General features: G+C 49.2%; 23 protein-coding genes and 5 tRNA genes. 22 read left to right on the forward strand and 6 right to left on the reverse strand.

Annotated elements, in window-relative coordinates; all coding sequences use genetic code 11:
• The first annotated feature begins 18 nt into the window (after window positions 1-18).
• The 10 genes from KBW69_RS14555 (at window position 19) to queC (ending at window position 7,953) form a co-directional block, all read left to right on the forward strand.
• Window positions 19-495, forward strand: a complete 477-nt coding sequence (locus tag KBW69_RS14555; protein WP_257254615.1) for a hypothetical protein — start codon at window positions 19-21, stop codon at window positions 493-495.
• A 63-nt stretch (window positions 496-558) separates the two neighbouring features.
• Window positions 559-972 (forward strand): tol-pal system-associated acyl-CoA thioesterase, encoded by a 414-nt coding sequence (gene ybgC, locus KBW69_RS14560; RefSeq protein ID WP_257276461.1) that lies wholly within the window; start codon window positions 559-561, stop codon window positions 970-972.
• Window positions 973-1,114: 142 nt separating this feature from the next.
• Complete coding sequence (tolQ, locus tag KBW69_RS14565; protein WP_257276462.1) at window positions 1,115-1,789, forward strand: protein TolQ; 675 nt, start codon at window positions 1,115-1,117, stop codon at window positions 1,787-1,789.
• A gap of 18 nt (window positions 1,790-1,807) precedes the next feature.
• Window positions 1,808-2,254, forward strand: coding sequence for a protein TolR (tolR, locus tag KBW69_RS14570; protein ID WP_257276463.1), 447 nt, complete (start codon window positions 1,808-1,810; stop codon window positions 2,252-2,254).
• A 79-nt stretch (window positions 2,255-2,333) separates the two neighbouring features.
• Window positions 2,334-3,152: a cell envelope integrity protein TolA gene (locus KBW69_RS14575; protein ID WP_257254667.1), complete on the forward strand. Its 819-nt coding sequence runs from the start codon at window positions 2,334-2,336 to the stop codon at window positions 3,150-3,152.
• Window positions 3,149-4,618, forward strand: a complete 1,470-nt coding sequence (gene tolB, locus KBW69_RS14580) for a Tol-Pal system beta propeller repeat protein TolB (protein ID WP_257276464.1) — start codon at window positions 3,149-3,151, stop codon at window positions 4,616-4,618. Before KBW69_RS14575 ends, tolB begins: the two co-directional genes overlap by 4 nt.
• A 289-nt stretch (window positions 4,619-4,907) precedes the next feature.
• Entirely contained in the window at window positions 4,908-5,468 is a 561-nt protein-coding gene (locus tag KBW69_RS14585; protein WP_257276465.1) for an OmpA family protein, read from the forward strand.
• Window positions 5,469-5,591: 123 nt separating this feature from the next.
• Window positions 5,592-6,395, forward strand: a complete 804-nt coding sequence (gene ybgF, locus KBW69_RS14590; RefSeq protein ID WP_257281327.1) for a tol-pal system protein YbgF — start codon at window positions 5,592-5,594, stop codon at window positions 6,393-6,395.
• A gap of 168 nt (window positions 6,396-6,563) precedes the next feature.
• Window positions 6,564-7,214: a 7-carboxy-7-deazaguanine synthase QueE gene (gene queE / locus KBW69_RS14595; RefSeq protein ID WP_257276467.1), complete on the forward strand. Its 651-nt coding sequence runs from the start codon at window positions 6,564-6,566 to the stop codon at window positions 7,212-7,214.
• A gap of 61 nt (window positions 7,215-7,275) precedes the next feature.
• Window positions 7,276-7,953 (forward strand): 7-cyano-7-deazaguanine synthase QueC, encoded by a 678-nt coding sequence (gene queC / locus KBW69_RS14600; protein WP_257276468.1) that lies wholly within the window; start codon window positions 7,276-7,278, stop codon window positions 7,951-7,953.
• Window positions 7,954-8,036: 83 nt separating this feature from the next.
• Here queC and KBW69_RS14605 read toward each other — a convergent pair whose 3' ends face one another.
• Window positions 8,037-9,416 carry an esterase-like activity of phytase family protein gene (locus tag KBW69_RS14605; RefSeq protein WP_257281328.1) on the reverse strand — a complete coding sequence of 460 codons (1,380 nt, stop codon included), beginning with the start codon at window positions 9,414-9,416 and terminating at the stop codon, window positions 8,037-8,039.
• 205 nt (window positions 9,417-9,621) lie between these two features.
• Here KBW69_RS14605 and nadA point away from each other — a divergent pair, with 205 nt between their 5' ends.
• Window positions 9,622-10,668, forward strand: coding sequence for a quinolinate synthase NadA (nadA, locus tag KBW69_RS14610; protein WP_257276470.1), 1,047 nt, complete (start codon window positions 9,622-9,624; stop codon window positions 10,666-10,668).
• A gap of 61 nt (window positions 10,669-10,729) precedes the next feature.
• Here the strand turns inward: nadA and KBW69_RS14615 are convergent, their stop codons facing one another.
• On the reverse strand, window positions 10,730-11,992 hold the full coding sequence (locus KBW69_RS14615; protein WP_257276471.1) for a M48 family metalloprotease: 1,263 nt from the start codon (window positions 11,990-11,992) through the stop codon (window positions 10,730-10,732).
• Between the two features lie 475 nt (window positions 11,993-12,467).
• On the opposite strand from KBW69_RS14615, the gene KBW69_RS14620 reads away from it, so the two are divergent.
• Both KBW69_RS14620 and KBW69_RS14625 read left to right on the forward strand, forming a co-directional pair.
• Window positions 12,468-12,698, forward strand: a complete 231-nt coding sequence (locus KBW69_RS14620) for a sulfurtransferase TusA family protein (protein ID WP_257276472.1) — start codon at window positions 12,468-12,470, stop codon at window positions 12,696-12,698.
• Between the two features lie 80 nt (window positions 12,699-12,778).
• Window positions 12,779-13,858, forward strand: coding sequence for an AI-2E family transporter (locus KBW69_RS14625; protein WP_257281329.1), 1,080 nt, complete (start codon window positions 12,779-12,781; stop codon window positions 13,856-13,858).
• 103 nt (window positions 13,859-13,961) lie between these two features.
• Here KBW69_RS14625 and KBW69_RS14630 read toward each other — a convergent pair whose 3' ends face one another.
• From KBW69_RS14630 to KBW69_RS14640, 3 genes are all read right to left on the reverse strand, one after another.
• Window positions 13,962-15,578 (reverse strand): WD40 repeat domain-containing protein, encoded by a 1,617-nt coding sequence (locus KBW69_RS14630; protein ID WP_257281330.1) that lies wholly within the window; start codon window positions 15,576-15,578, stop codon window positions 13,962-13,964.
• A 201-nt stretch (window positions 15,579-15,779) separates the two neighbouring features.
• A complete protein-coding gene (locus tag KBW69_RS14635) occupies window positions 15,780-15,944 on the reverse strand; it encodes a hypothetical protein (RefSeq protein WP_257281331.1) in 165 nt (54 codons plus the stop codon).
• A 91-nt stretch (window positions 15,945-16,035) separates the two neighbouring features.
• Window positions 16,036-16,503 carry a peroxiredoxin gene (locus KBW69_RS14640; protein ID WP_257281332.1) on the reverse strand — a complete coding sequence of 156 codons (468 nt, stop codon included), beginning with the start codon at window positions 16,501-16,503 and terminating at the stop codon, window positions 16,036-16,038.
• A 286-nt stretch (window positions 16,504-16,789) separates the two neighbouring features.
• Between KBW69_RS14640 and dapA the strand changes: the two genes are divergently transcribed.
• From dapA to KBW69_RS14660, 4 genes are all read left to right on the forward strand, one after another.
• A complete protein-coding gene (gene dapA, locus KBW69_RS14645) occupies window positions 16,790-17,665 on the forward strand; it encodes a 4-hydroxy-tetrahydrodipicolinate synthase (RefSeq protein ID WP_257281333.1) in 876 nt (291 codons plus the stop codon).
• On the forward strand, window positions 17,662-18,921 hold the full coding sequence (gene bamC / locus KBW69_RS14650) for an outer membrane protein assembly factor BamC (protein ID WP_257281334.1): 1,260 nt from the start codon (window positions 17,662-17,664) through the stop codon (window positions 18,919-18,921). The genes dapA and bamC overlap by 4 nt, the downstream gene beginning before the upstream one ends.
• 30 nt (window positions 18,922-18,951) lie before the next feature.
• Entirely contained in the window at window positions 18,952-20,166 is a 1,215-nt protein-coding gene (locus tag KBW69_RS14655; RefSeq protein WP_306670697.1) for a phosphoribosylaminoimidazolesuccinocarboxamide synthase, read from the forward strand.
• Between the two features lie 474 nt (window positions 20,167-20,640).
• Window positions 20,641-21,501: a tetratricopeptide repeat protein gene (locus KBW69_RS14660; protein WP_257274509.1), complete on the forward strand. Its 861-nt coding sequence runs from the start codon at window positions 20,641-20,643 to the stop codon at window positions 21,499-21,501.
• A gap of 53 nt (window positions 21,502-21,554) precedes the next feature.
• On the opposite strand, the gene rdgC is transcribed toward KBW69_RS14660, so the two are convergent.
• Complete coding sequence (rdgC, locus tag KBW69_RS14665; protein WP_257274511.1) at window positions 21,555-22,490, reverse strand: recombination-associated protein RdgC; 936 nt, start codon at window positions 22,488-22,490, stop codon at window positions 21,555-21,557.
• 247 nt (window positions 22,491-22,737) lie between these two features.
• On the opposite strand from rdgC, the gene KBW69_RS14670 reads away from it, so the two are divergent.
• From KBW69_RS14670 to KBW69_RS14690, 5 genes are all read left to right on the forward strand, one after another.
• Window positions 22,738-22,813, forward strand: a tRNA-Val gene (locus KBW69_RS14670).
• 47 nt (window positions 22,814-22,860) lie between these two features.
• Window positions 22,861-22,937: transfer RNA gene (locus KBW69_RS14675), tRNA-Asp, on the forward strand.
• A 128-nt stretch (window positions 22,938-23,065) separates the two neighbouring features.
• A tRNA-Val gene (locus KBW69_RS14680) sits at window positions 23,066-23,141 on the forward strand.
• A gap of 51 nt (window positions 23,142-23,192) precedes the next feature.
• Window positions 23,193-23,269, forward strand: a tRNA-Asp gene (locus KBW69_RS14685).
• Between the two features lie 70 nt (window positions 23,270-23,339).
• A tRNA-Val gene (locus tag KBW69_RS14690) sits at window positions 23,340-23,415 on the forward strand.
• The last annotated feature ends 51 nt before the right edge of the window (window positions 23,416-23,466 follow it).

Genomic DNA, 23,466 nt, shown 5'->3' on the forward strand with positions numbered 1-23,466 from the left:
AAGTGAAGGGAAATGCTAATGCTTATAAGAATTCTGCGAATATTCAGTTTCTGTGTTCTGGCGCTCACCACCCTGAGTGGGTGTCAGAATATCACTACGGATGCAACCCCAGTAGGACAGGGGATTTATTCTGTACCTTTCTCTGTCACAGAGGCCAGTTGCTCGCAAGTGCTTCATGGTACCAGCCAGCTACCGATTGATCTGTATCATGCCGGAGTCTGTTATGAGCAGGGCGTCGGTACCACGCCGTCCCTGGCCCAGGCGGTTGATCGTTACTCTATGGCGGCGCGATGGGGGATTCCGGAAGCTACTCAAGCCCTGAAACGTCTTAACAAGCCGGTCCCGGATGCTGACCTGTTGCAACGCAGGATAGAGCAGGAAAAGCGCCTGAACCAGCAGAGACTGGATAAGGAAAAAAACGATGCCTATAAGACCAGAGGCGCTTATCCTCCGCCTCATTATCACCATGGTTGTGGTCGTTTATGGTGTTATTGACTTGCCACAGCATCAGGGTCTCTGGCAGTCTCTGATCTGATTTTATGTTATGTGGCCATCCCTGTGACCGATACCTTTTCCATTCCCGTTCGAGTCTATTATGAAGACACTGATGCCGGTGGTATCGTCTACCACGTTAATTATCTGAAGTTCATGGAGCGAGCCAGAACCGAATATCTGCGCAGTACCGGCTATGATCATCAGAAGTTGTTAAAGGAAAAAAAGCAGTTGGTGGTGGTCGATGCTTCCGTTCAGTTCAGGCACATTGCCCAGCTGGACGACTCTGTCATTGTGACAGTCCGGGTTGAAAGTATGGGCAGGGCCAGAATGGTTTTCCAGCAACAGTGTTTTCTTGAAGATGTCTTACTGTGTGAAGGCCGGTTCGTCGTGGCTTGCCTGGACAGCCGGAGCAGAAAACCTACGGCGATTACAGAATCCTTACGGAATAAATTAAGTCCTGACGGCAAATCGCCGTGAGATTGATGGTATTATCCTTAACTGCCTGTTTATCGTGAAAATGCAGTCACACCGTCTGGTCAGATTCCGGAATGAATGTTGAACATCATTTCTCTAACAAGTATTAATCGAATGAAAAGCGAGGTTTTCAGTGGCAGATAGTATGTCCATATGGTCACTGGTAGGCAATGCCAGCTGGATCGTTTTGCTGGTGCTGATAATGCTGGTGATGGTATCTGTTGTTTCCTGGGTCATGATTGTCCAGCGCGGCATACTCATCCGCTCCGCTCATCAGAACATGCTGGCCTTTGAGGATCGCTTCTGGTCCGGAATGGACCTGACCCAGTTATATAAAGAGCTGGACAAAGAAGAAGACCTGGGTGGGCTCGAACAGGTCTTCCGTTCAGGCTTCAGTGAGTTCACCCGCATGCGCTCCCAGGGTACAGGAGAAGCCGATGCTGTCATGGAAGCGACCCAGAGAGCCATGAGAGTGGCGATCTCCCGGGAGCAGGAGAAGCTGGAAACGCATCTGCCCTTTCTGGCCAGTGTTGGTTCGACCTGTCCTTATGTTGGCCTGTTCGGTACTGTAGTCGGTATTATGAACTCTTTCCGTGGACTGGCCAATGTGCAGCAAGCCACTCTGGCATCGGTTGCGCCTGGTATTGCTGAAGCCCTGATGACCACGGCGGTGGGTCTGGTCGCTGCGATTCCTGCGGTAGTTGCCTATAACCGTTATGCGTCCAGAGTGGAAGCCCTGCTGGCGAATTACGAAACCTTTGCGGATGAGTTTTCCAGTATTCTTCATCGCAAGGTATACAGTCGTCACCGTGCAGATTGAGGGAGCGAGTAAAAAATCATGGCTCGATCCAGAACCCGGCGCAAGCCAATGTCAGAAATTAACATGGTGCCTTTTATCGACATCATGATGGTCATGCTGGTGGCCTTTATGGTCAGCGCTCCGATGTTGACTCAGGGGGTAAAGGTAGAACTGCCCAAAGCAACCAGCAAACCAATGCCACTGTCTGATGATGCCAAAACCCTGATTATTTCTGTCCAATCCAATGCTGAGTATTTTATCGATCTGGGCGGTAACCATGAAAGTGCCAAAGGCATGGATGAAATCAGTGAAAAGGTAGGTAAGGTTCTCTCTGCCAGTCCCGAGACCCGGGTGTTGATTAAAGGGGATCGCAGGGTTGACTACGGCTCGGTCGTTGAGCTGATGGCCAGGTTACAGGCAGTGGGTGTTAACGATGTGGGATTGATTACAGATCCGGCGTCGCTTAATGAAGGGGCGAAGCGCTGATGACAGTAAGTGTTACCCCCTGGCTTGACTGTCAGACAGAACAAACCATGATCATGGTATTGTGGAACGCAGGACTGTAATGAAGAAGATTCCATTGATCGGTGCTTTATTCAGTCATAAGCTGTTTCAGGGTTATGGATTTGCAGGATTGGTTTCCGTACTGCTGCACGTTCTGATACTGAGTCTTCTGTTCTGGGGTTGGTCCTCTGATGATGAGTTGAGGATCGTACCGCCAAAAAGTATCAAAGCCAGCGTCGTTGAAATTGCTCAGCCAAAGCCCAGACCGCCAGCACCAACCCCCGTCGTTGACAACTCGGCTGAAAAAGCCCGGCTTGCTGAACAAAAGCGCAGGGAAGAAGCCCGCAGGCAGGCCGAAGTCAAAAGACAGAAAGAGCTGGCGCTGAAAAAAGAGCAGGCAGCCAAAGAGAAAGCAAGAAAGGAAAAAGCAGCTCGTAAAGAACGAGAGCGGCAGCAGCGTCTGGCTGAGGAAAAAAAGAAGAAAAAGCAACAGGAGGAGTTGCTCAGGCAGCTCGAGCAGGAACGAATTGCCCGTGAGCAGGCACAGGCCGCAGCCGCCGAACAGGCAGAACAAGAGGCTGGAGAAGTGGCTTACTATTCTGAACTGCTGCAAAGCCTGATTGCCCGGAACTGGAACCGTCCACCCAGTGCCCGTAATAATATGGTAGCGCTGGTTCAGCTCAGTCTGTCTCCTTATGGTGATTTGCTGGAAGTAAGGCTGCTTGAAGGCAGTGGTAATGATGCCTATGATCGTTCTGTCGTACAGGCAATACAGAGGGCTGCGCCTTTTCCTGAATTGAAAAAGATGGAGCGGCGTGTGTTCGATAATAATTTCAAACGCTTTAACTTTAGGTTCAGGCCAGAGGATCTGGTGAGATGAAGCAACTACTGCAATGTTTTTCTGCCAGATTGTCGGGCAGATTGGAAAGTGAACAGGCTGTCTTCAGGGAAGGCATTGATCGTCTTGTTTATTTATTAACCTCTACTGCGATATTTTCATGGTTCCGAAGTAGAGCTTTTTTGAGTTCATGGCTGTTCGTTGTCCTGCTGATGTCAATGCAGAGTGTGCAGGCTATTCTTACGATCGAAGTGACCCAGGGGAATGACAAGGCTGTCAGGGTGGCCGTGTCGCCCTTCAGCTGGAATGGTAAAAAAATTCTACCGGAAGACATGGCTTCTGTCGTAGAGGAAAATCTTCGTCTCAGTGGTCTTTTTGCACCCCTGCCCAGAAAAGACATGCTCAGCTTCCCATCCAGTGCGAAAGATGTCGTTTACCGTGACTGGGATATACTGGGTGCTTCTTATCTGGTCACCGGACAGGTGAAGCAGGAAGGCAACAGGTTTGAAGTAAACTATCAGCTGTTTGATATTGTTCGCCAGAAAAGCATCCTGAAAGGCAAGGTGCGAGGCGATGAGAGTCAGCTGCGCGGGTTAGCTCACCATATCAGTGATGCGGTATATGAAAAGATTACCGGTATTCCCGGCGATTTCTCTACCCGTATCATGTATGTGACGGCTGATCGTAAAAGTGCTGAGCACACGGATTACCGTCTAAACTATGCCGATGCTGATGGTCAGCGTCAGCGCGAGATACTTCGTTCAAGAGAGCCTATACTGTCACCGAGCTGGTCACCCGACGGCAGTCGTGTTGCCTATGTTTCTTTTGAGTCCGGCCGTCCGGCGATCTTTGTTCAGGAGCTGGCTACCGGTGAACGTCAGAAGATAACGGATTTTAAGGGGTTGAACAGCTCTCCGGTATTTTCTCCCGATGGCAGGCAGTTAGCATTGGTTCTGTCCAAGGGTGAAAACCCGGACGTGTATGTGATGGATCTGGCCACAAATGAACTCAGTCAGATTACGTCGCATTTCTCGATTGATACTGAGCCGGACTGGATGCCTGACGGAAAGAGTCTGATCTTTACATCTAACCGGGGAGGTAGTGCGCAGATTTATCAGGTGGGTGTTAACAGATTGTCGAACGGTACAGTGGTCGCTGAGGGTAAACCTAAACGACTGACATTTACAGGTAAATTCAATGCTCGTGCTAAAGTATTCCCTGATGGTAAATCGCTGGCACTGGTCCATAAAGGTCAGGGAGCTACCGAATTTAACATCGCCATTCTGGATCTTGATACTGGGCGATTGCGTCAGCTGACGTCTGCCCGGTTGGAAGATTCGCCCAGTGTTTCCCCAGGGGGCCGTCGTCTGATCTATGCGGTATCGGGAGGCAAAAACGGAGAGCTTGGCATTGTCACAGCCGATGGTCGGGTAAAATATCGCCTGCCATCGGCCAAGGGTGATGTCAGGGAGCCGGTGTGGGGGCCGTCAATAGCTACACAGCGCTAAAATCGGGTTGGATTGGTTCGCCGGAGTCAGTCGGGCTTGGCATTCGAGCATATAATTCAGTAGAGTGAGCCAGCTCTTCACGTGGTCTTGTGCGAATAGTCAGTTTATTCGATCAAATTCATCTGGAGAGCAGGACGCTCTTTCTGGATTTCAGGCTGAATAAGTCTTAAGTTCGGCTGAATCCCTTGGTATTCGGGCTAGTCCGAAGTCTGCAGTTCTGATACTGTACTGCATCAATCAATACATTGATTTTGATTTACCAACATTGAACGAACAATTGGAGCTTGTCATGCGTTTTGCCAATTTTGTCAAAGCCACCGCACTATCTGCCATTGCACTCTGGCTGGCTGGTTGTGCATCTACAGGTGGTCAGAGTACTTCTGATGTTGAAGCTACTCCTGAGTACGCGACTGAAGAAGTTGTGATTGAAACCTTCCCTGCTCTCGACCCTGCTGTTCAAGCTGTTATCGATAGCGGTGAAATTCAGGCCTCCCCTGAAGAGATCGAACGGTTGCTGGCGCATAAAACCTACCACTTCGGTTTTGACAGCTCCAAGCTGAAAGAAAGCGATTATAAGGCTCTGGACGTGCAGGCTATTTACCTGAACTCCTCTGAAGGCCGTGGCAAGAAAGTCATCATTCAGGGTCATACGGATGAGCGCGGAACCCGCACTTATAACCTGGCTCTGGGCGAACGTCGTGCCAATGCCGTGAAGCACTACCTGGTTTCCAAAAGTGTTTCCCCAAGCCGTATTGAAGTGATCAGCTTCGGCTTTGAGAAGCCTCTGGATCCAGCTCACAATTCTGCAGCCTGGGCTAAGAACCGTCGTGCTCACATTGTGATCAACTGATGCCCATACATAGCTAAAGAAAAATATTGATTTCATAATGCAGCCATGGCCCATTCATTGGTGCGAAGCCCTTGGGTGGGCGGCATTTCAAACTCATGGCTGCCCGACAGGGAATGAGACTGAATGCGTCTGAAACGATCTGTTTGCTCTGCTTTTGTTCTAACCAGCCTGGTGGCCTCTCAAGTTCAGGCACAGGTACCAGTGGTTGATTCCCGGCCTTCTGGAAGTAGTAGCTCTGTAGAGAGCTCTCACATTCATGAATCGACTTCCATGGAACCAGCGGCGGGTGGCTCAGCTCACTTGTTGAATCTGTTGGATGAGCTTCGTCAGGAGGTTATGACCCTCAGAGGACAGTTAGAAGAGCAGGCTTACCGGATCAAGCAGTTGCAGAAAGAGAGCAGGGATCGTTACCTGGATCTCGATCAGCGCATTTCCCGTCAGGGTGACTCGTCCATTAAGGTGCCTGCTGCCACAGGAAATTCTTCAGGCTCTCCGGTGACGTTGCCGGCTTTGGTGGGTAGCGGGTCTTCAGTGACTGAGTCTGATACCCGCGAAGAGGCTGCTTATCAGGCTGCATTCTCCCTGATCAAGGACAAGCGTTTTGATGAAGCTGTAGTCGCCTTGAAAAAGCTGTTGAAAGACTCTCCCAAAGGCCAGTTTTCGGATAATGCTCAATACTGGTTAGGAGAAGTTCAGATGGCTCAGGGCAGATATAAGGAAGCCCGGGACGACTTCCAGTCCCTCATTGACAATTATCCGGATAGCCCAAAAGTATCTGACGCTACCTACAAACTGGGTCGTATTCTTGATTTACAAGGCGAAAAAGATGCTGCCAGAAAGTACCTTGAATCAGTGATCAGTCAATACCCCGGAAGTGCGGCTGCTCGTTTGTCAGATACCTATCTCAGAAATATGTCCGATACCTGAGTGATTGTGCCCACCTCTGGATGGGCGTTGAACCTGTTTCGGCGCTAACATCCTTTCCACTTTTGTCTGTACAGGGAATCTTGCACTCTGTTCGGGCGGTTAAACCAAAATTGACTTAAGTCGGATGGACTCCTAGTATTGCCCGCCTGAATGTCTGGTGAGAGTTCAATGACTGCTGATACCCTCAGAATTACTGAAATTTTCCACTCCCTGCAGGGAGAGTCCCGTACCTCGGGTTTACCTACTGTGTTCGTCCGTCTGACGGGCTGCCCACTTCGTTGTAGCTGGTGTGATACGGAGTATTCATTTCACGGTGGCACTCGTATGTCTTTGGATGAGATTGTCGGGAAGGTGGAGGGCTATGGCGCTAAATATGTCTGTGTCACAGGTGGTGAGCCTCTTGGGCAGCCAAATTGCCTGCCGTTGCTTGAACGACTTGTAGACACAGGCTTTGAAGTATCACTGGAAACTAGCGGTGCTCTGGATGTTTCTCTGGTGGATGAGCGAGTGGTCAAGGTGCTGGACCTCAAACCACCCGCATCAGGCGAGAGTCACAGAAATCTGTACCAGAATATTGAGCATCTTACCGCTAATGACCAGGTTAAGTTTGTTATCGCCAATCGGGAAGATTATGACTGGTCGGTCAGTAAAATTTTGCAGTACAACCTGCTCAGTCGGGTGTCGGATGTGCTGTTTTCTCCAGTCAATGATCAGTTGGGGCCGGATCAACTGGCTGACTGGATCATTTCAGACAAGCTTCCGGTTCGATTTCAGTTGCAATTACACCGTGTAATCTGGGGTGACAAAACCGGGGTTTGAGTAAAACAGTCCGCATTTTCATAGCAACAGCCATTGGCGAAGTACATTAGGAATAAAGAGCATGACAAAAAAAGCAGTCATTTTGCTATCCGGTGGTCTGGATTCTTCCACAGTGCTGGCCATTGCCAGAGATCAGGGATATGAGTGCTATACCGTCAGCTTTGATTACGGTCAGCGACACAGAGCAGAGTTGGACGCCTCGGTTCGTGTTTCTGAAGCACTGGGTGCCAGAGATCATAAAACCCTGAAGCTGGACTTGCGAGATCTGGGTGGGTCTGCTCTGACGGATGATGATATTGATGTCCCTGAGGATCTGGGTGAAGGTATTCCTGTGACTTATGTTCCAGCACGCAATACCGTATTTCTCTCTCTCGCTCTGGGCTGGGCTGAAATCCTGGGTGCCCGGGATGTTTTCATTGGCGCCAATGATGTGGATTATTCAGGATATCCGGATTGTCGTCCTGAGTACCTTGAAGCGTTCGAGAAAATGGCTAACCTGGCCACCAAAGCGGGGGTTGAAGGGGATCATTTTCATATTCGTGCTCCTTTGCTGGAACTGACCAAGGCGGAGATTATAAAAGAAGGCAGCCGCCTCGGGGTCGATTACGGGATTACCGTTTCTTGTTATCAAGCTGATGAGCAAGGCCGTGCCTGTGGAGTCTGTGACAGTTGCCGCTATCGTAAAAAGGGGTTTGCCGAAGCCGGTGTTGCCGACCCAACCCCATATGCAGGGTCTTAAACGGTTTAACCCGATTATTGAATGTTTGAAAGCCTTTACAATTTCACACTGTCAGACTCAACGAAGTGCGACAGTGTGGCGAACTACTGCATCTTGAATAGTTTTTCAGGCACTTTAAAGAAGATAATGTCAGTGTTTCTTGGTTTGGGAGAGTTGGCACCATTATCGCTGACCAGAACCAGTAGTTTAGTGCCGTCAGACCCGTCAGGGCCTAGTGTTATCCCTTCAATATTGATTCTTTTAAAGTCCGGGAAGGTTTTTTCAAAATCCCTGGTGCTTAGTAGACGCTGTTTATCTAGCATCGGTAGAGACGTTTTAGTGGCCTCTGTTAGTTTATCGCTGTCCTCTTCTGAACCACTGCCGTCGACAGCCCGGGAAGGAGGTACAGGGTTATTCAGGTCAACCAGATAAACTTCCGAGTAGGAGTAGTTTACGGTTTTTCTATTGGCTTTTTTAACGTGATTTTTTTCGATGACGAGGAGCTGATGATCATTGATGGCCTGAGCATCGCTGATGCTCTGGACAATAACGTCTGTCTGAGGGTCATAAAGGTCTACAGGAACAGAAGTGGGCTGATAATGGTACTGAATGTCCGGTTCAACAGTTGCCAGAAGATGGTTGGCCGTTTCGACCATCGAGAAACGTAATACACGGCTGGGTACAGGGCCTTTATGATAATCCCAGTCTTTTTCATCCTGCATAACGCCTTGTTCAGTGATAGCCAGGTAATCAGAAGTTCCCGGAAGGTGGATCACTGTTTCGAAGCCCCGGTTTCTCTTGACCCCTTTGTCGGAGGGGGACTGGATTTGCAAGCTGAACTCACTGTCATAGATGCCAGGCACCCAGTGTGGAGTCTTCCAGTGAAAGCGCCAGTTCACACTTGAGAACTCGCCGGGGTAATAGTACGCGCCCAGAAGAGTCCCGTCTCTACCTACTTTCAGAAGAGAGCTGTGAATATTCCATCCGGGAAATCGAATCCAGGGGAAAACCGAATTGAACAGAAAGGTTGCGCTTTGTTCCGAAGCGACCAGAAAGGCATTGTCGCCAAGAAAGTCAAAACCTTCTGTATCAATATGGCCATGGGTTGTCCAAAAAACAGAGTCATTAGGCTCAATGATAACTTCCCTGATCCGGGTGACAGACTCTTCCGGGAAAGTGCCTTTGTTTTTTACCAGACCGTTCTTGTTAATAAGAGTTTCTTCCGGTACAAGGTAGTATCGGGGTTGGCCGTTTTTATTGTAATAGTTGGGAACGGCCCCGGTATCATCTGAAAGCAAAATGAATTGATGATGAGCTTTGTCGTAACGGATGGAAGAAATTCCGAGAATGGGCTGATCTTCACTGTAATCCAGCTTTTTACTGCCAAGTAGTCTAATGCCGTTCTGACTCGCACTGACACCTTCTGAGGGAAATAAAGCATAAGCGCAAAAGAAGAAAAGAGGGCATAGTCCTTTGAATGACATGAGACTACCTTTGTTCTTTGTCAGAGCGGGTTCAGAAAGATTGATGTAATCCTAGTCTAAATTCGGCAATTTACCGGATGGGTAGCTGGTCAGTTTTAAGGGTGTTACCCTTCCCTTTTTTCCCGGCTGCCTGAATCTTTCATTTATGTTAAAATCCTTGCGATTTGCCTAATTATGTCTTGTAGAGACTTTCAGACCGATTTTTATGAGTGTACTTAGTGATAGAGCATTTGTTCAGGAGCATATCAGTGGCGCACCCTTTCAGGGCCTGGATGAAGCAAAAGAGCGAGCACTGAAGCAGCAGGTGCGAGAGCTTCTGGAACAGGAAAATGCTGTTCTTGTTGCCCATTATTACACTGATCCTGTCGTTCAGGCTCTGGCTGAAGAAACCGGTGGTTTTGTAGCGGACTCCCTTGAAATGGCTCGCTTTGGCCGTGATCATTCTGCGGATACCCTCGTCGTTGCCGGCGTTCGGTTTATGGGTGAGACCTCAAAAATTCTCAGTCCTCACAAGCGTGTTTTGATGCCAACACTGGAAGCGGAGTGTTCACTGGATATTGGTTGTCCGGTCGATGAGTTTTCGGCTTTTTGTGATCAGCATCCCGATCGTGAAGTGGTTGTCTATGCTAATACATCCGCGGCGGTAAAAGCCCGGGCAGACTGGGTGGTGACTTCCAGTTGTGCTGTAGACATCGTTGAGCATCTGATGGATCAGGACAAAAAAATCATCTGGGGTCCGGATAAATATCTGGGCAGTTACATCCGAAAAAACACCGGGGCAGACATGCTGCTCTGGAATAGTAGCTGTATCGTTCATGAAGAGTTCAAGGCCAAGGGTATTGAAGACCTCAAACAGGTTTACCCGGACGCAGCGGTACTTGTGCATCCGGAATCACCCGACTCGGTTGTTCAGATGGCCGATGTCGTAGGTTCTACCAGTCAACTGCTGAAAGCATCTCAGGAAATGCAAAATGCCACATTTATTGTTGCGACAGATCGAGGTATTTTCTACAAAATGCAGCAGGCGTCCCCGGACAAATCCTTTGTAGAAGCTCCGACTGCTGGTAGCGGCGCTACCTGCAAGAGTTGTGCTCATTGCCCCTGGATGGCCATGAACTCTCTGGAAGCACTGGTTCAGTGTCTTGAAAAACCAGGCCAGTTGAATCTGGTAAAAGTGGATGGTGAGCTCAGAGAGAAGTCGCTGATTCCACTGAATCGTATGCTCGACTTCACGGCATCGCTGTCAGCCTGATCCTCTCAATATCAAGCTGGAAGAATGAGTCGAGGCCGCCCATAGCGGCGGCCTCGTCTGGTCAGCTTTTTTCAAGCTTCTTACGATATTCGAAAATGTCGTTTAACTTTTTATCGATCTTGGCCCTCAGGGCGTAATTATCACCCACCATTTTGCGGGCAAACTGAAGGTGCTTGATAGCGTCGTCCAGGTTGCCTGTCAAGAAGAAGAACTCTGCCCGGGCCTGATGTAAGCCCAGAATGTCATCCGACAGCCCCTGTGCTTCCGCCAGTTCATACCAGATATCCGGGTCGTTGGGTCGGCTGCGACTCAGCCTCAGAAGAAGATCTCTGGCTTCGTTGAATTTTTTGGCTTGAATCAGAATCTCTGCCTTGGTCGCCATTAGCGGATAGTTATCCAGATGAATGGAAAGCGCTGCATCCAGTCGTTTAATCGCCTCATCGGATTTTCCGGTAGCTGATTCCAGCCGGGCCTGAGCCATAATCAAATGCAGGTTGCGGGGGTGTTTCTTCAACAGAATGGTCAGCTCTTTCTCTGCTGTCTTGTAATCCCGTTCTTCCACGCTGGCCAGAGCCAGACCGTAGCGGGTTATGTCTTCCGAGCTGGTATGGCCGGTCTCCAGTTCCTTATATAATTGTCGTGTATAGCGGGCCGGGTCTTCGGTGCTGAGAACCAGCAGTCTCATACGGGTTAGCTGATAATCAAGGCTGCCTTTAGAGCCCTCGGAAGGCAATTGTGCAGCCCTGGCTCTTGAGTCTGAAATTCGGTTGTCGGTGACGGGGTGTGTCAGCAAAAACTCAGGGGGTCGGCTCTGGTAACGTCTGGACTTGTTCATGTTCTCGAATATTTCAGGCATGGCCTGAGGGTCAAAGCCCGCCTTGGCAAGCGTCTGAATACCAATATTATCCGCCTCGCGTTCAAACTGCCTGCTGAAGCGCAGGCGACTGCTCTGGACACCGGCCACTGTTGTTGATAGTGCTGCGGCACCCACCTCGCTGCCTACTGTTGCCATCAAGACAACCGATGCAAGAATGGCGGCAGCGGTCGGCAGGCTCTTGTTCTTGGCATCTTCTACGTTACGGGCATAATGACGTTGGCTCAGGTGGGCCAGTTCGTGAGCGAGTACGGCGGCAAACTGAGCTTCTGTGTCAGCGTTGAAGAACAGACCGGAGTTGACTCCAATGATTCCGCCTGGTGCTGCAAAGGCGTTTAGTACAGCACTGTCTATGACTATGGTATTTAATCGGTGATCCTTAATCTCACTGAATTCAGCCAGGCGGTAGATGAGTCTTTCGAGGTACTCCTTGACCTCGGGGTCACTCACGGTAGGAGTCCGGCTTCGTAAATATTTCAGGTAAGTCTGCCCCAACTCATATTCCTGTTGTGGTGAGACTACTCCGGAGGTGCTGTCCCCCAGGCTGGGCAGTTCAATTGGGGCCGCGCATACAACTGCGGAAGAAGTTCCGAGCCAGGTGCTTAGCAGGGCTGCCACGAGGAAACCCGGTTGCTTCATAGAATATCCATACTCATGTAATCTGCGGTACACTGTATCGTCATAGAGGTGCTGGCTCAAACAGCTATGAAAAAAACATTGCATTTTACGGCCTCCTTACCTTTCGGGTCTGGCCGATAGTGCGTGTGTCACGACTGGTATCTCTGGGTGATCGAAAAAAACAGTCTCCACATCATTTTACACGTCACTGATATTTGCACCATAACCTTTTATTGTGAGACGGGTGGGGTGACTGGTTTCTTGTACAGCTGACTTCCAGCTTTCCTTAAGGAGAATAAGTTTCATCATGATAGAAGTGAATGTTGAACTGGATCTGAAGGGGATGAGTTGTCCGCTTCCCCTGCTCAGAGCCAAGCAGGCACTCAGTAAAATGGATCAGGGCGAGGTGTTGCGGGTTCAGGCCACAGACCCGGGTTCGGTTCGGGATTTTGCCAGTTTTGCCCGCATCAGTGGGCATAGACTGCTGTCCAGTGATGAGGCTTCCGGGGTATTTATCTTTACCCTTGAGCATAAATAAGATTGGATCTTCAATATCCGAAGTCTGACTGGCAATAGACAACCTTGTCAGGCTCCTGAGTAAGTCAAAAGGAAGAAAATATGCTGGATATCATCAGGGATTGGCTGAACCGTTACCTGTCGGATCATGAAGCCCTGGTGCTGCTGTTGATGCTGGTGACCGGGTTTATGGTCATCATCTTTATGGGGAATATGTTGGCTCCGGTCCTGGCGGCACTGGTATTGGCGTTTTTGATGCAGGGCGTGGTGAACTTATTCGAAAAATGGGGAATCCCCCATCTTTTGGCCGTCAGTCTGATTTTTGCTCTCTTCATGGCGGTTCTGCTTATTTCAATATTTCTGTTAATTCCACTGATCTGGCAGCAGGTTACCGGCCTGCTGAATGAATTGCCGAATATGGTGAAGCAGTGGCAGTTGATTCTGAAAGAGCTGCCAGAACTCTATCCGGCCTTTATTTCGGAATCTCAGACAGCGGCTATTAGCAATGCCATCAATATGCATCTGGCCAAGTTCGGCCCCTGGGCTTTGTCATTCTCTATCTCCAGGTTGCCTGGTGCGTTAGGTATCCTGGTTTATCTGATTCTGGTACCCATTCTGGTGTTCTTTTTTCTTAAGGATAAAACCGAACTGCTAGGCTGGATTGGTGGTCGCTTACCCGTGCGACGCCGGCTAATTATTCAGGTGGCGGACGAAATGAATGACCAGATAGCCAACTATATACGTGGCAAGGTTATTGAGATTTTGATTGTTGGCGGAGTCAGCTTTGTAGCTTTTGCCTGGCTAGGGCTAAATTACGCTGTTCTGCTATCTGTGCTGGTGGGCTTCTCAGTCGTGATCCCCTACATTGGTGCCACTGTGGTCACTATTCCTATCGCCCTGATCGGTCTGTTCCAGTGGGGTGTAGGGCAGGAGTTCATGATGCTGATGGTTGTTTACGGCATCATTCAGGCTCTGGATGGCAATGTTCTGGTTCCCCTGTTGTTTTCCGAAGCGGTTAATCTGCATCCGGTTGCTATTATCGTTGCGGTTCTGGTGTTTGGGGGAGTCTGGGGCTTTTGGGGAATATTCTTTGCGATTCCATTGGCGACTTTGCTCAAAGCTGTCATGAATGCCTGGCCCAGTGTGCATGATGTGGAACAGGTGGGCCAGAAGGCTGACTGAGAACAGACTGACCTACGCCGCAACTGCTCCTGTATCGATGCAGTCGTGCGGCAGCGGAAAATTGGTCTGAAAATCCGCTTTTGTTTGTCAGACAGTTTTACCATTAGCGGGGTGAAAACGAAGGGTTTCCTGTGTGTTTTTCGCCATAGCAGGTGCCATTGCCCTGTAGTTCAGTGATTTGCACTGATCCATCCCAACTGGCGGTTACCACATAGCGATTATCAGCGCTAAAGGTGGCTGTATTAACCCAGTCACAATGGGTAATGCATGCTTTTTCTGACCATGTCCCATCGCTTGCCTGACCAATGACCTTTGCTGTACAGTCCTCGCTAGCCGTCACTATATGGTGGCCATCAGGGCCGAAGGTGGCTGAGAACACGCTGTAATAATGTTTAAAGATGGCATTTTCTTTCCATGCTTCATGAGCGTTCAGGTAATAGACTTTCACCATGCCATTTTGACTGGCAGTCACCAGATGGCGGCTATCGGGGCTGAAGGTGGCTGAGTTGACAGAATCCTCGTGGTCAAGGGTGGCGATTTCTACCCACAATCCATTGCTAGCCCTGCCAGAAATTTTCGCAGTTTGGTCATTGCTGGCAGTCACCACATAGCGGCCATCGGGACTGAAGCTGACTGAGTTGATAGTCGCTCTGTGGGGAATGATACCCTCTAATTCCCATGAACCATCGGGTTTCTGGTTATAGATCGTCGCTGTGTGATTCCCCCAGGTGATTGCCAAATGATTGCCATCGGTGCTGAAGGTGGCAGATATCTCTCTGTAGTCTTCTGTCATGAATTTGCTTGAGTCGATGTAATCATGGGAAAGGGTGGCCGTTACCGCCCATGATCCATCGTCCATACGGCTATGGATTTTCGCTGTGTGATCCCGGCATACGGTTATCACATGGCAGCCATCGCTGCTGAAGGTGGCTGATTGGACAAGACCATCATGGGGCAGGGTGGCGGTTAATGCCCATGATTCATCAGACCCCAGGCTATATATTTTCACCGTGAGATCACAACTGATCGTTAGCAAATGCTGACCATCAGGGCTGAATGTGGATGGTTTGACCCTGGAATGATTGTGGATGCTGGATTTTATTACCCATGGTCCTCCGACCGCTTCCTGGCCGTAAATAATCGCACTATTGTTTTCATTGGCGGTCACCAGATGGCGTCCATTGAGGCTGAGGGCGGCTGAGTTGATAAAATTATTTTCGTGAATAGTGGCTTCTGTATTTAGATTAAATGTTTCACATTGAGACATTAGGCGGGTTCTGATGAAATATAACAGTGCAGGCGAATTATCGCTCTCCATTGGGAGGTTTGCCATTGACTCGGCTAACGCCTTGTTTTCCGTAAAGGGCTTCAACCAATCACGAATTTGATTCCTGTCTTTTGCATTGATGGACGAGCATAGTTGATGTTGGTGCGCTGAAGAGAATTGGCGATACCAGGCATTTGCCAGAGCGTCCTCCTCTCTGACAGCCGTTTGAAGGCGCGAACATGTCAGTCTTGTATTGTGAATATCTCTTTGCAGCAAACAGCGAAAAATTATGGAAGGTGAGGATAAAGACAGTAGTGATGGTCTTTCCATTTTTTCCTCGCCAATAACAGTGATGCTCCTGCCCGCGCTGTCAGTCGTTGGTGTTGGCAATTGAGCTTGCGTTGGTGTTGAGGCCGGACCTTCAACGATGGGAATATTATCTATTCTGTGCATGTCTGACTCCTTAAAAATTTGGAATTTATCTTCGATCAACAAAGTCGTTAATAAATTATGTGTGCAGGTTAGAGACTGCTCGGGAGTGATAAGTTCATAACATTTTGTTAAGTACAACTAACCATTTTTATGCAGTACCCGCAGAATGGCGTCGGACAATGACAGCAAGTAATGAATGAGTACTCTGTAGTTCAGTTATTTTCACCTTGTAGCGCTGACCGCATGGCTGCCACCGGCACTCACCCAAGCTTGTTCGAGCACACCGTCCAGCAGTCCGAAAGCCAGAGCAGGTTTGCGAATAGGAAAATGGACTTGTGCAGATTGCGGAGCTGAACGCCTGCAATTTTTAAACGCAGCAAAGAACATTCTTGCTGCTGTGCATAGCCGTCTCGCTGAAGGAATTCCACTGCTTCAGAGGTTTTACGACGTCCTCTATAGCAGTGGGAGGATGTCAAGATTAACCCAGTGCCTGGGCAGCCTGCAGAACGTCTTCTACATGATTTTTGATCCGGACCTTGCGCCATTCGTGTTGCAGAATGCCTTCACGGTCAATAAGAAAAGTGCTGCGCTCGATCCCCATATATTCCTTGCCGTACATATTCTTTAACTTGATGACATCAAACAGCTTGCAGAGTTCTTCATCGGGATCGGAGATCAGTTCGAACGGAAACTCATGTTTAGCCTTGAAGTTTTCGTGGGATTTCAGGCTGTCACGGGAGACGCCGAAAATCAGTGTGCCAGCTTCCTGGAATTCTGAGTACAGATCGCGGAAAGTCTGGCCTTCACTGATGCAGCCTGGGGTATTGTCTTTAGGGTAGAAATAAATGACGACCTTCCTGCCTTTCAGTTCGGACAGGGTGACGGTGGTATTATTGGTCGCCTCAGCAGTGAATTCCGTAACGGGTTGGCCTAAGGTAAAGCTCATTGTTCTTCCTTCGATTCTCTTGTCTTGGATAGTAAGTCTTAAATAGTAAACAGTTGTCTCTGCTTCAGCTGGCTTTAACAAATGTCAGGCTTTCATATTCGGTCACAAAATGAGCTTGATCAACAGATTGTCTCAAGATCTGGCAAGCCTGTAGCATAATGCTAATTACTGAAATGGTCTATAAAGCTGGACTGAGTTGAGCGGAATGTCAACGCCGCCCTTGTTAATGGCTGTGTGCGTCAGTAACATTACGCACAGCTTATGACTGATCTCTTGGAGTGGATAGATGATTACCGGTAGCCTTGTAGCGCTCGTGACCCCGATGCAGGACGATGGAGAGCCGGATTGGGAGCGTCTTCAGAAACTGGTTGAATTCCATGTCGAGGAAGGTACTGATGGCATCGTTGCCGTGGGTACTACCGGAGAATCTGCTACTTTGACCGTGCAGGAACACTGTGAAGTGATTAAACGGATTGTCAGGCAGGTTAATGGCCGGATTCCGGTGATTGCCGGTACCGGTGGGAATTCTACCCAGGAAGCCGTTCTGCTGACAGCAGAAGCGAAAATTCTGGGAGCTGATGCTTGCCTGCTGGTGACTCCTTATTACAACAAGCCAACCCAGGAAGGTTTGTACCTGCATTTCAAAACTATTGCTGATGCTGTGGCCATTCCCCAAATTCTTTATAATGTACCCGGTCGAACTGCCGTGGATATGTTACCTGAGACTGTGGCTCGTCTGTCCGGTCATGAAAATATTGTCGGCATAAAAGAAGCGACCGGCATTCTGGAGCGTGGTATCGAGATTCGTCAACTGTGTGGTGATGACTTTGCTATATACTCCGGCGATGACGCTACCGGTATGGAAATGATGTTGCAGGGTGCTAACGGCGTCATTTCTGTCACCAACAACCTGGCTCCCCGTAAAATGCACGAGATGTGTGTGGCGGCTCTGGATGGAGATCGGGCAACAGCAGAAGCAATTAACGCTAAACTGGATGAACTGCATCAGAAGCTGTTTGTTGAGGCAAACCCAATTCCTGTGAAATGGGCGCTGTCGAAGATGGGGCTGATTGGAGAGGGTATTCGCCTGCCTCTGACACCCTTATCAGAAGGTTATCACTCGGATTTGCGAGAAGCCCTGAAGCAGGCTGAGCTGATTTGATTATTAGAGGTTCAGGTGGGTTCAGCCTGACCTCAGTCTCCGGTTATGACTCAGCCCGGGAAAATGAAAGATGTCATCCGGGGGATTGTTATGGAGCTTTTCAGAATGGAGATCGTATGTCGCGAGCGATGAAAACCTTGCCGGTTATGGCCTGTGCTCTGGCGCTGACAGGTTGTGCCAATCCATTCGGCAAGGAGGGCTATTTCCGGGATAAATCCGGTGATTATACCCAGGCGAGGGTGACCAGGCCGTTGGAAATTCCGGAGCAGATGAACACTGAGCCTATGGTGGAATCCTTGTCTATTCCGCCCATTTCTGCGGACCACTCTCATCTGGAGTCCGAGTTTGATGTGCCAAGGCCTGACCAGCGCCTGACTCAGGAGGAGGGAAGAGTCTATACCATCGAAAGGGCAGGTGATGAAGAATGGTTGCTGGTGGGTCATTCCCCTGATGAAGTCTGGCCAAAGCTGCTGGCCTTCCTGGAAGAGAATAATATTCCGGTCAGATCCCGAAATGTAAAACAGGGGGTTCTTGAAACTGAGTGGACTGACCTGGGTAAAGATCCCGAAAAAGGTTATGTCGCCAGTGCATTCAGTAAACTGATGGGGGCTGAGGTGACTGGCCCTGTTGAAGACCGATTTCAGTTTGAAGTGCGTCAGGGTGTGAAACCGAATTCTACTGAGGTGCGCCTGAGGATCAAGTCTCGTGCCATTTTGGAGGAAAGTCAGTCGACCACCGAACCCAAGTGGAACAACCTTTCGGAGCGCAGTCAGAAGATGCGTGACAGTATCCTGAACGAACTGCTGTTGTTTATGGTGCGGGATGACAGTGATAAATCCGTCTCCTACTTGGCTCAGGATCTGAACCTGGGTGACCTGGCTGTTATTGAACAGGACGGTGCCGGTAACCCGCTACTGAGAATGGATCAACTCTCTTATGCCCGTAGCTGGTCTGCAGTTGATGCGGCCCTGCAACAGACAGGGGTGGATGTGACTGACAAGAACCGTTCGGCAGGTATCTTCTATCTGCAGGTAGACCCTAAAGGAGTGGTCAGGAAAGAGAAAGAGTCCGGTGGCTGGTTCAGTGGCTGGTTTGGCGGTGGTGAAAAGAAAGAGACACCAAAAGAGGTTTTGTTAATGAGGGTCTCAGAGTTGAATGGGGTCGTCCGGGTATCGGTAGAAAAGGATGCCAATACTTCAGCGCCTGCCGACATCAGTCGTAAGTTGCTGAATCTTGTGAAGGAAAACCTCAAGTAGTGTAGAATCCCAGTGTTAAGGCCAGTCTCCATGACTGGTTTTTTTTTGTTTTTGTTTGCCAGGCAACGCAAACAGTTCCATGGGGCGGCTTTAAGTTTCGCTCCTGTTGATTGTTCATTAGTAGAAGGCAGGATATTGGCAATGAGCCTTGCTGGTAAAGTACTGGCCGTAAATAACGACCTTCCTATTCGAACAGAGCTTCCCGTGCACTCAGGCAAGGTCCGCTCTGTTTACTGGTTGACAGAGGCGGACAGCCGTCGCCTGATCAGGGAAAAGGGCTATGATGTAGCTGACGATACCCCTTTGGCCATCATGGTGATTTCTGACCGAATGAGTGCCTTTGACTGTATCTGGAGGGGCGAAGGCAACATGAGGGGGGTTCCCGGTAAAGGGGCTGCCCTGAATGCGATCTCCAATCATTGGTTCAAACTTTTCAGGGAGTCCGGTCTGGCTGACAGCCATATACTGGATATTCCCCATCCCTTTGTCTGGATTGTTCAAAAAGCCCGGCCAGTGATGATTGAAGCGATCTGTCGTCAATACATTACAGGGTCGATGTGGCGAGCTTACAGCAAGGGTGAGCGTGATTTCTGTGGTATCCAGCTTCCGGATGGTCTTGAGAAGGACCAGAAATTACCGGAATTACTGGTGACACCTTCCACTAAAGGTATTTTGAAAGGAATCCCCGGTGTGCCAGAGGTGGATGATGTTAACATCACCCGGGCTGACCTTTTGACGAATTACGACGCTTTCGGCTTTCAGAAGCCTGAAGATATTGATCGTTATGAAAGGCTCCTGAGAGAAGGCTTCGGTGTCATTTCACAAGCTCTGGGTCAGTTGGGCCAGGTGTTTGTGGATACCAAGTTTGAGTTTGGTTATGTCACCGGTGTTGACGGTCAGGACAAGCTCATTTACATGGATGAAGTGGGGACACCGGATTCTTCCAGAATTTGGGACGGAGCTTTCTACAGGACCGGTAAGGTGGTGGAAAACTCCAAGGAAGGTTTCCGTCAGCAGTTGCTGAGTTATTTTCCTGATCCGGACATCCTGCTCAACAAGGACAGGATGGACGAGAGACGGGCTCTGGCCGAAGAGAATGAGCTGCCCCCATCCATCATGATGGCCGTTTCCAAAACCTACCTGGACATTGCTGAGCGCATAACAGGCGAGCCTCTTCAGCTCTCGGACAACCCCAAAGCTGAAGTCGTCACCATTCTCAAGGATGAATATGGTTTGATTGATTAATGACTTTGGTCCGGAGTTCTTCGGTTCTCTGGGTCGGTTTGACGAGGGGGTGGTCTTTTAATAGCGATTGGTTATTAATAAAAATCTGCAGTATGACGGGAATCGGCTTACTTTTTTCAATTTATAGTCCGCGTAAGGCTTACGTCATCTGTTTTTTATGCACAAATGTCAAGCCCTTGACGTCAAAAAAATGCATCTGGTCTAAGTAATTGATTTTATAAGGATGAGTTGTAACCTATTGAAAAATAAAGAAAAATAATTGATCAAAAAATGATCGATTTGTATGAGGGGCAGTAAGAATAGGTCTTTCTGAATGATTTCACGGGTTCTTCCACAAACTTATCCACAGATTTTGTGGGTAAGATTTCAGTAATGCTTCATCTGGAAGTCATGTAATCTGCCACCAAAGCCCTTTATTACAACTTTTTATTAAAGAATGCTGGGCTCCTGACGAGTCGGCTAGAGAATCTGAGCATGAATGAATTGCCAAATATTGTAGATCTGACTGAAGAAAATGTCCGAGAAGTATTAATTGAGCAGTCGGCCCAGCGACCGGTGCTACTGGATATCTGGGCTGAGTGGTGTGAGCCCTGCAAGAGTCAGCTACCGATTCTGGACAGCCTGGTAGAGAACTATCAGGGTAAGTTTCTGTTGGCCAAGCTGGATGCTGAGCAACCTCTGGGCCAGCAGTTAATGGCTCAGCTGGGGGTGCGTAGTGTACCGACTCTGGTCTTCTTTCATCAGGGACAGCCTGTGCAGGTGTTGTCCGGCTTGCAGACTGAAGCTGCCCTGAAAGAAGTGCTGGACCCGTTAACCATGAGCCCTGTGGAGCGGATCAGGTTACAGGTTGAGCAGTTGATTGAGGAGGGGCAGCATGAGCAGGCGCTGACGCTGTTACAACAGATTCTTCAGGAAGAGCCTGAAAATCACGGGCTTCAGGTGCTTCAGGTTAACCTGCTGCTGGCAGTAGGTCGCATTGACGATGCCAAAACACTGATGGCTGCATTGCCTGACGATACTGCCGGTATTGCCCAGCCCAGGGCAAAGCTGGCTTTTTATGAAATGATGGTAGAAGCACCGCAAAGGGTAGAGTTGGAAGCTTGTCTTCACGATAATGAAAACGATCATGAGGCACGTTATCAACTTGCTATCAGTCAGGTGGTTGCCGATGAAAATGAGCAGGCTCTGGAAAACCTTCTGTTGATCGTGAGGAGAGACCGTGCCTTCCGCGATGACGGCGCCAGACTTTTAATGCTGAAGGTTTTTGATCAGCTGGGTGCTGGAAGCTCACTGGCCAAGCGTTATCGAGGCAAGCTGTTTGGCTTGATGCATTGATGCATTGATGGATTAGTGAGTCGGGCTTCCTGTGAATGGAAGCCCGATGGCGATTAAGGTTCAGCAGTTGCTTCCGTGAGTCCGCCCAGAGTCTCGACCAGATCATTGATCAGCTTTCTCAGGGAGAGGCTCATGACTGCGAAATCGGCATCAAATTGTTCGGCTGCGGTTTCCGCTTCCACTTCGTCCAGTTGATCCTGGATCACTTCACTAAATTTTAGTTTTCGAACAGTCAGGTCATCGCTGAGCACAAAAGTCTGTGCTTCGTCCCATTGCAGGGATAATTTGCTTACCTGCATGCCACCTTCCAGGTGTGCCTGGATTTCTTCTGTGATCAACGTCTGTCTGCGAACATTAATCTGTCCACCCTCGTCACCAGGCTCTCGCAGGTCGCATTCGTCACCCAGAATAAAAGGCGCTGGCACTGCAGGGTTTTCGGACAGCCATTGTGTCATGGAGGCTGAGGGCGGGTTCTTTAGGGAGGGGTTAATAATCGGCAGGCTGCCCAGGCATTCCCTTAAACAGCTGGTGAGTTCTTCTGCTTTCTTGAAGGAGGATGCGTCCACAACCAGCCAGCCCTCTTTTGTATCCACATAAGCGAACGTTTTCTGGTGTTTGGTGAAGGCTCTGGGCAACAATTCCATTGTAATGTCATCCTTGAGCGCTTTTTTTTCTTTGCTGAACACTTCTCGTTGTTCTTCTTGTTCTATTGTTTCTATTTTTTCTTCCAGGGCATCCTTGATAACACTGGCGGGAAGAATCTTCTCCTCTTTCCTGGCGCAGATCATGACAAAGTCACCAGTGGTGTGTGTCAGCATATCGCCATGGCGACCCAAAGGTGGAACCCAGCCATATGAGCTAATGTCCTGGCTGTTGCAGCCACGAAAGCGTTTTTCAGAGAGCTTCTCTTCCAGCTCCTCACTATTCCATTTAACGGGTTTGGTAAAACGATAGAAAATCAGGTTTTTAAACCACATGATTGAGTCCATGCAAAATTGAGTGTCTGCATTATACGCATCAAGCTTCCGCTACGTGAGAGAAAGTACATGCTGTTTCTGGCCCGAAAGCATTCATAAAACTGCTTTGATCGGTTTAGGATTTTTGCAGCCTTAATACAGTTTTGCAGTACTCTGTTGCGGATACTTATAAAAAAAGTGTCTAAAGGCTGTTGCGTGAAGTTCGGTTCGCTGCTTATAATGCGCCGCGTTGTTGAGAGACACATGGCCAAGACCGAAAGGGTGATTAGCTCAGCTGGGAGAGCATCTGCCTTACAAGCAGAGGGTCGGCGGTTCGATCCCGTCATCACCCACCATTTTGAAAGTTAAGACACAAAATGGCAGGTTATTTGAGCTGTTTAGCGGACCGGTAGTTCAGTTGGTTAGAATGCCGGCCTGTCACGCCGGAGGTCGCGGGTTCGAGTCCCGTCCGGTCCGCCATCTTGATTCAAGATGCAGTAGTGGATGATTTGTTTTTTATCCCTTCTCTCGATCAGTGTTTGAACGACAGACGTCTTTATGTACAGTCCAGTTCCGACTCATAGGCAAGAGTCGTTAAAAAATGCTTTGGGTGATTAGCTCAGCTGGGAGAGCATCTGCCTTACAAGCAGAGGGTCGGCGGTTCGATCCCGTCATCACCCACCAGATTTCATAGAGAGCTTTGGTTTATGTAAGGCTCTTTATTAAAAAGAATGCGGACCGGTAGTTCAGTTGGTTAGAATGCCGGCCTGTCACGCCGGAGGTCGCGGGTTCGAGTCCCGTCCGGTCCGCCATCCTGTTTGATAGAAAGCAAAGATTGCACGACAGGCGCAATCCATTTTGAAGTCGCAGGGCTTTAGATCGGGGTGATTAGCTCAGCTGGGAGAGCATCTGCCTTACAAGCAGAGGGTCGGCGGTTCGATCCCGTCATCACCCACCAGATTTCATAGAGAGCTTTGGTTTATGTAAGGCTCTTTATTAAAAAGAATGC

Origin of the sequence: Endozoicomonas sp. ISHI1, assembly GCF_024606225.1 — a bacterium.
Lineage (GTDB): Bacteria > Pseudomonadota > Gammaproteobacteria > Pseudomonadales > Endozoicomonadaceae > Endozoicomonas_A.

Bases quoted from the DNA above. Each gene is read 5' to 3' on its own strand.
- KBW69_RS14555 (WP_257254615.1), top strand. From the start codon at position 19: ATGCTTATAAGAATTCTGCGAATATTCAGTTTCTGTGTTCTGGCGCTC.
- tolQ (WP_257276462.1), top strand. From the start codon at position 1,115: ATGTCCATATGGTCACTGGTAGGCAATGCCAGCTGGATCGTTTTGCTG.
- tolR (WP_257276463.1), top strand. From the start codon at position 1,808: ATGGCTCGATCCAGAACCCGGCGCAAGCCAATGTCAGAAATTAACATG.
- KBW69_RS14575 (WP_257254667.1), top strand. From the start codon at position 2,334: ATGAAGAAGATTCCATTGATCGGTGCTTTATTCAGTCATAAGCTGTTT.
- tolB (WP_257276464.1), top strand. From the start codon at position 3,149: ATGAAGCAACTACTGCAATGTTTTTCTGCCAGATTGTCGGGCAGATTG.
- KBW69_RS14585 (WP_257276465.1), top strand. From the start codon at position 4,908: ATGCGTTTTGCCAATTTTGTCAAAGCCACCGCACTATCTGCCATTGCA.
- ybgF (WP_257281327.1), top strand. From the start codon at position 5,592: ATGCGTCTGAAACGATCTGTTTGCTCTGCTTTTGTTCTAACCAGCCTG.
- queE (WP_257276467.1), top strand. From the start codon at position 6,564: ATGACTGCTGATACCCTCAGAATTACTGAAATTTTCCACTCCCTGCAG.
- queC (WP_257276468.1), top strand. From the start codon at position 7,276: ATGACAAAAAAAGCAGTCATTTTGCTATCCGGTGGTCTGGATTCTTCC.
- KBW69_RS14605 (WP_257281328.1), bottom strand. From the start codon at position 9,416: ATGTCATTCAAAGGACTATGCCCTCTTTTCTTCTTTTGCGCTTATGCT.
- nadA (WP_257276470.1), top strand. From the start codon at position 9,622: ATGAGTGTACTTAGTGATAGAGCATTTGTTCAGGAGCATATCAGTGGC.
- KBW69_RS14620 (WP_257276472.1), top strand. From the start codon at position 12,468: ATGATAGAAGTGAATGTTGAACTGGATCTGAAGGGGATGAGTTGTCCG.
- KBW69_RS14625 (WP_257281329.1), top strand. From the start codon at position 12,779: ATGCTGGATATCATCAGGGATTGGCTGAACCGTTACCTGTCGGATCAT.
- KBW69_RS14630 (WP_257281330.1), bottom strand. From the start codon at position 15,578: ATGCACAGAATAGATAATATTCCCATCGTTGAAGGTCCGGCCTCAACA.
- KBW69_RS14635 (WP_257281331.1), bottom strand. From the start codon at position 15,944: ATGTTCTTTGCTGCGTTTAAAAATTGCAGGCGTTCAGCTCCGCAATCT.
- KBW69_RS14640 (WP_257281332.1), bottom strand. From the start codon at position 16,503: ATGAGCTTTACCTTAGGCCAACCCGTTACGGAATTCACTGCTGAGGCG.
- dapA (WP_257281333.1), top strand. From the start codon at position 16,790: ATGATTACCGGTAGCCTTGTAGCGCTCGTGACCCCGATGCAGGACGAT.
- KBW69_RS14655 (WP_306670697.1), top strand. From the start codon at position 18,952: ATGACTGGTTTTTTTTTGTTTTTGTTTGCCAGGCAACGCAAACAGTTC.
- KBW69_RS14660 (WP_257274509.1), top strand. From the start codon at position 20,641: ATGAATGAATTGCCAAATATTGTAGATCTGACTGAAGAAAATGTCCGA.
- rdgC (WP_257274511.1), bottom strand. From the start codon at position 22,490: ATGGACTCAATCATGTGGTTTAAAAACCTGATTTTCTATCGTTTTACC.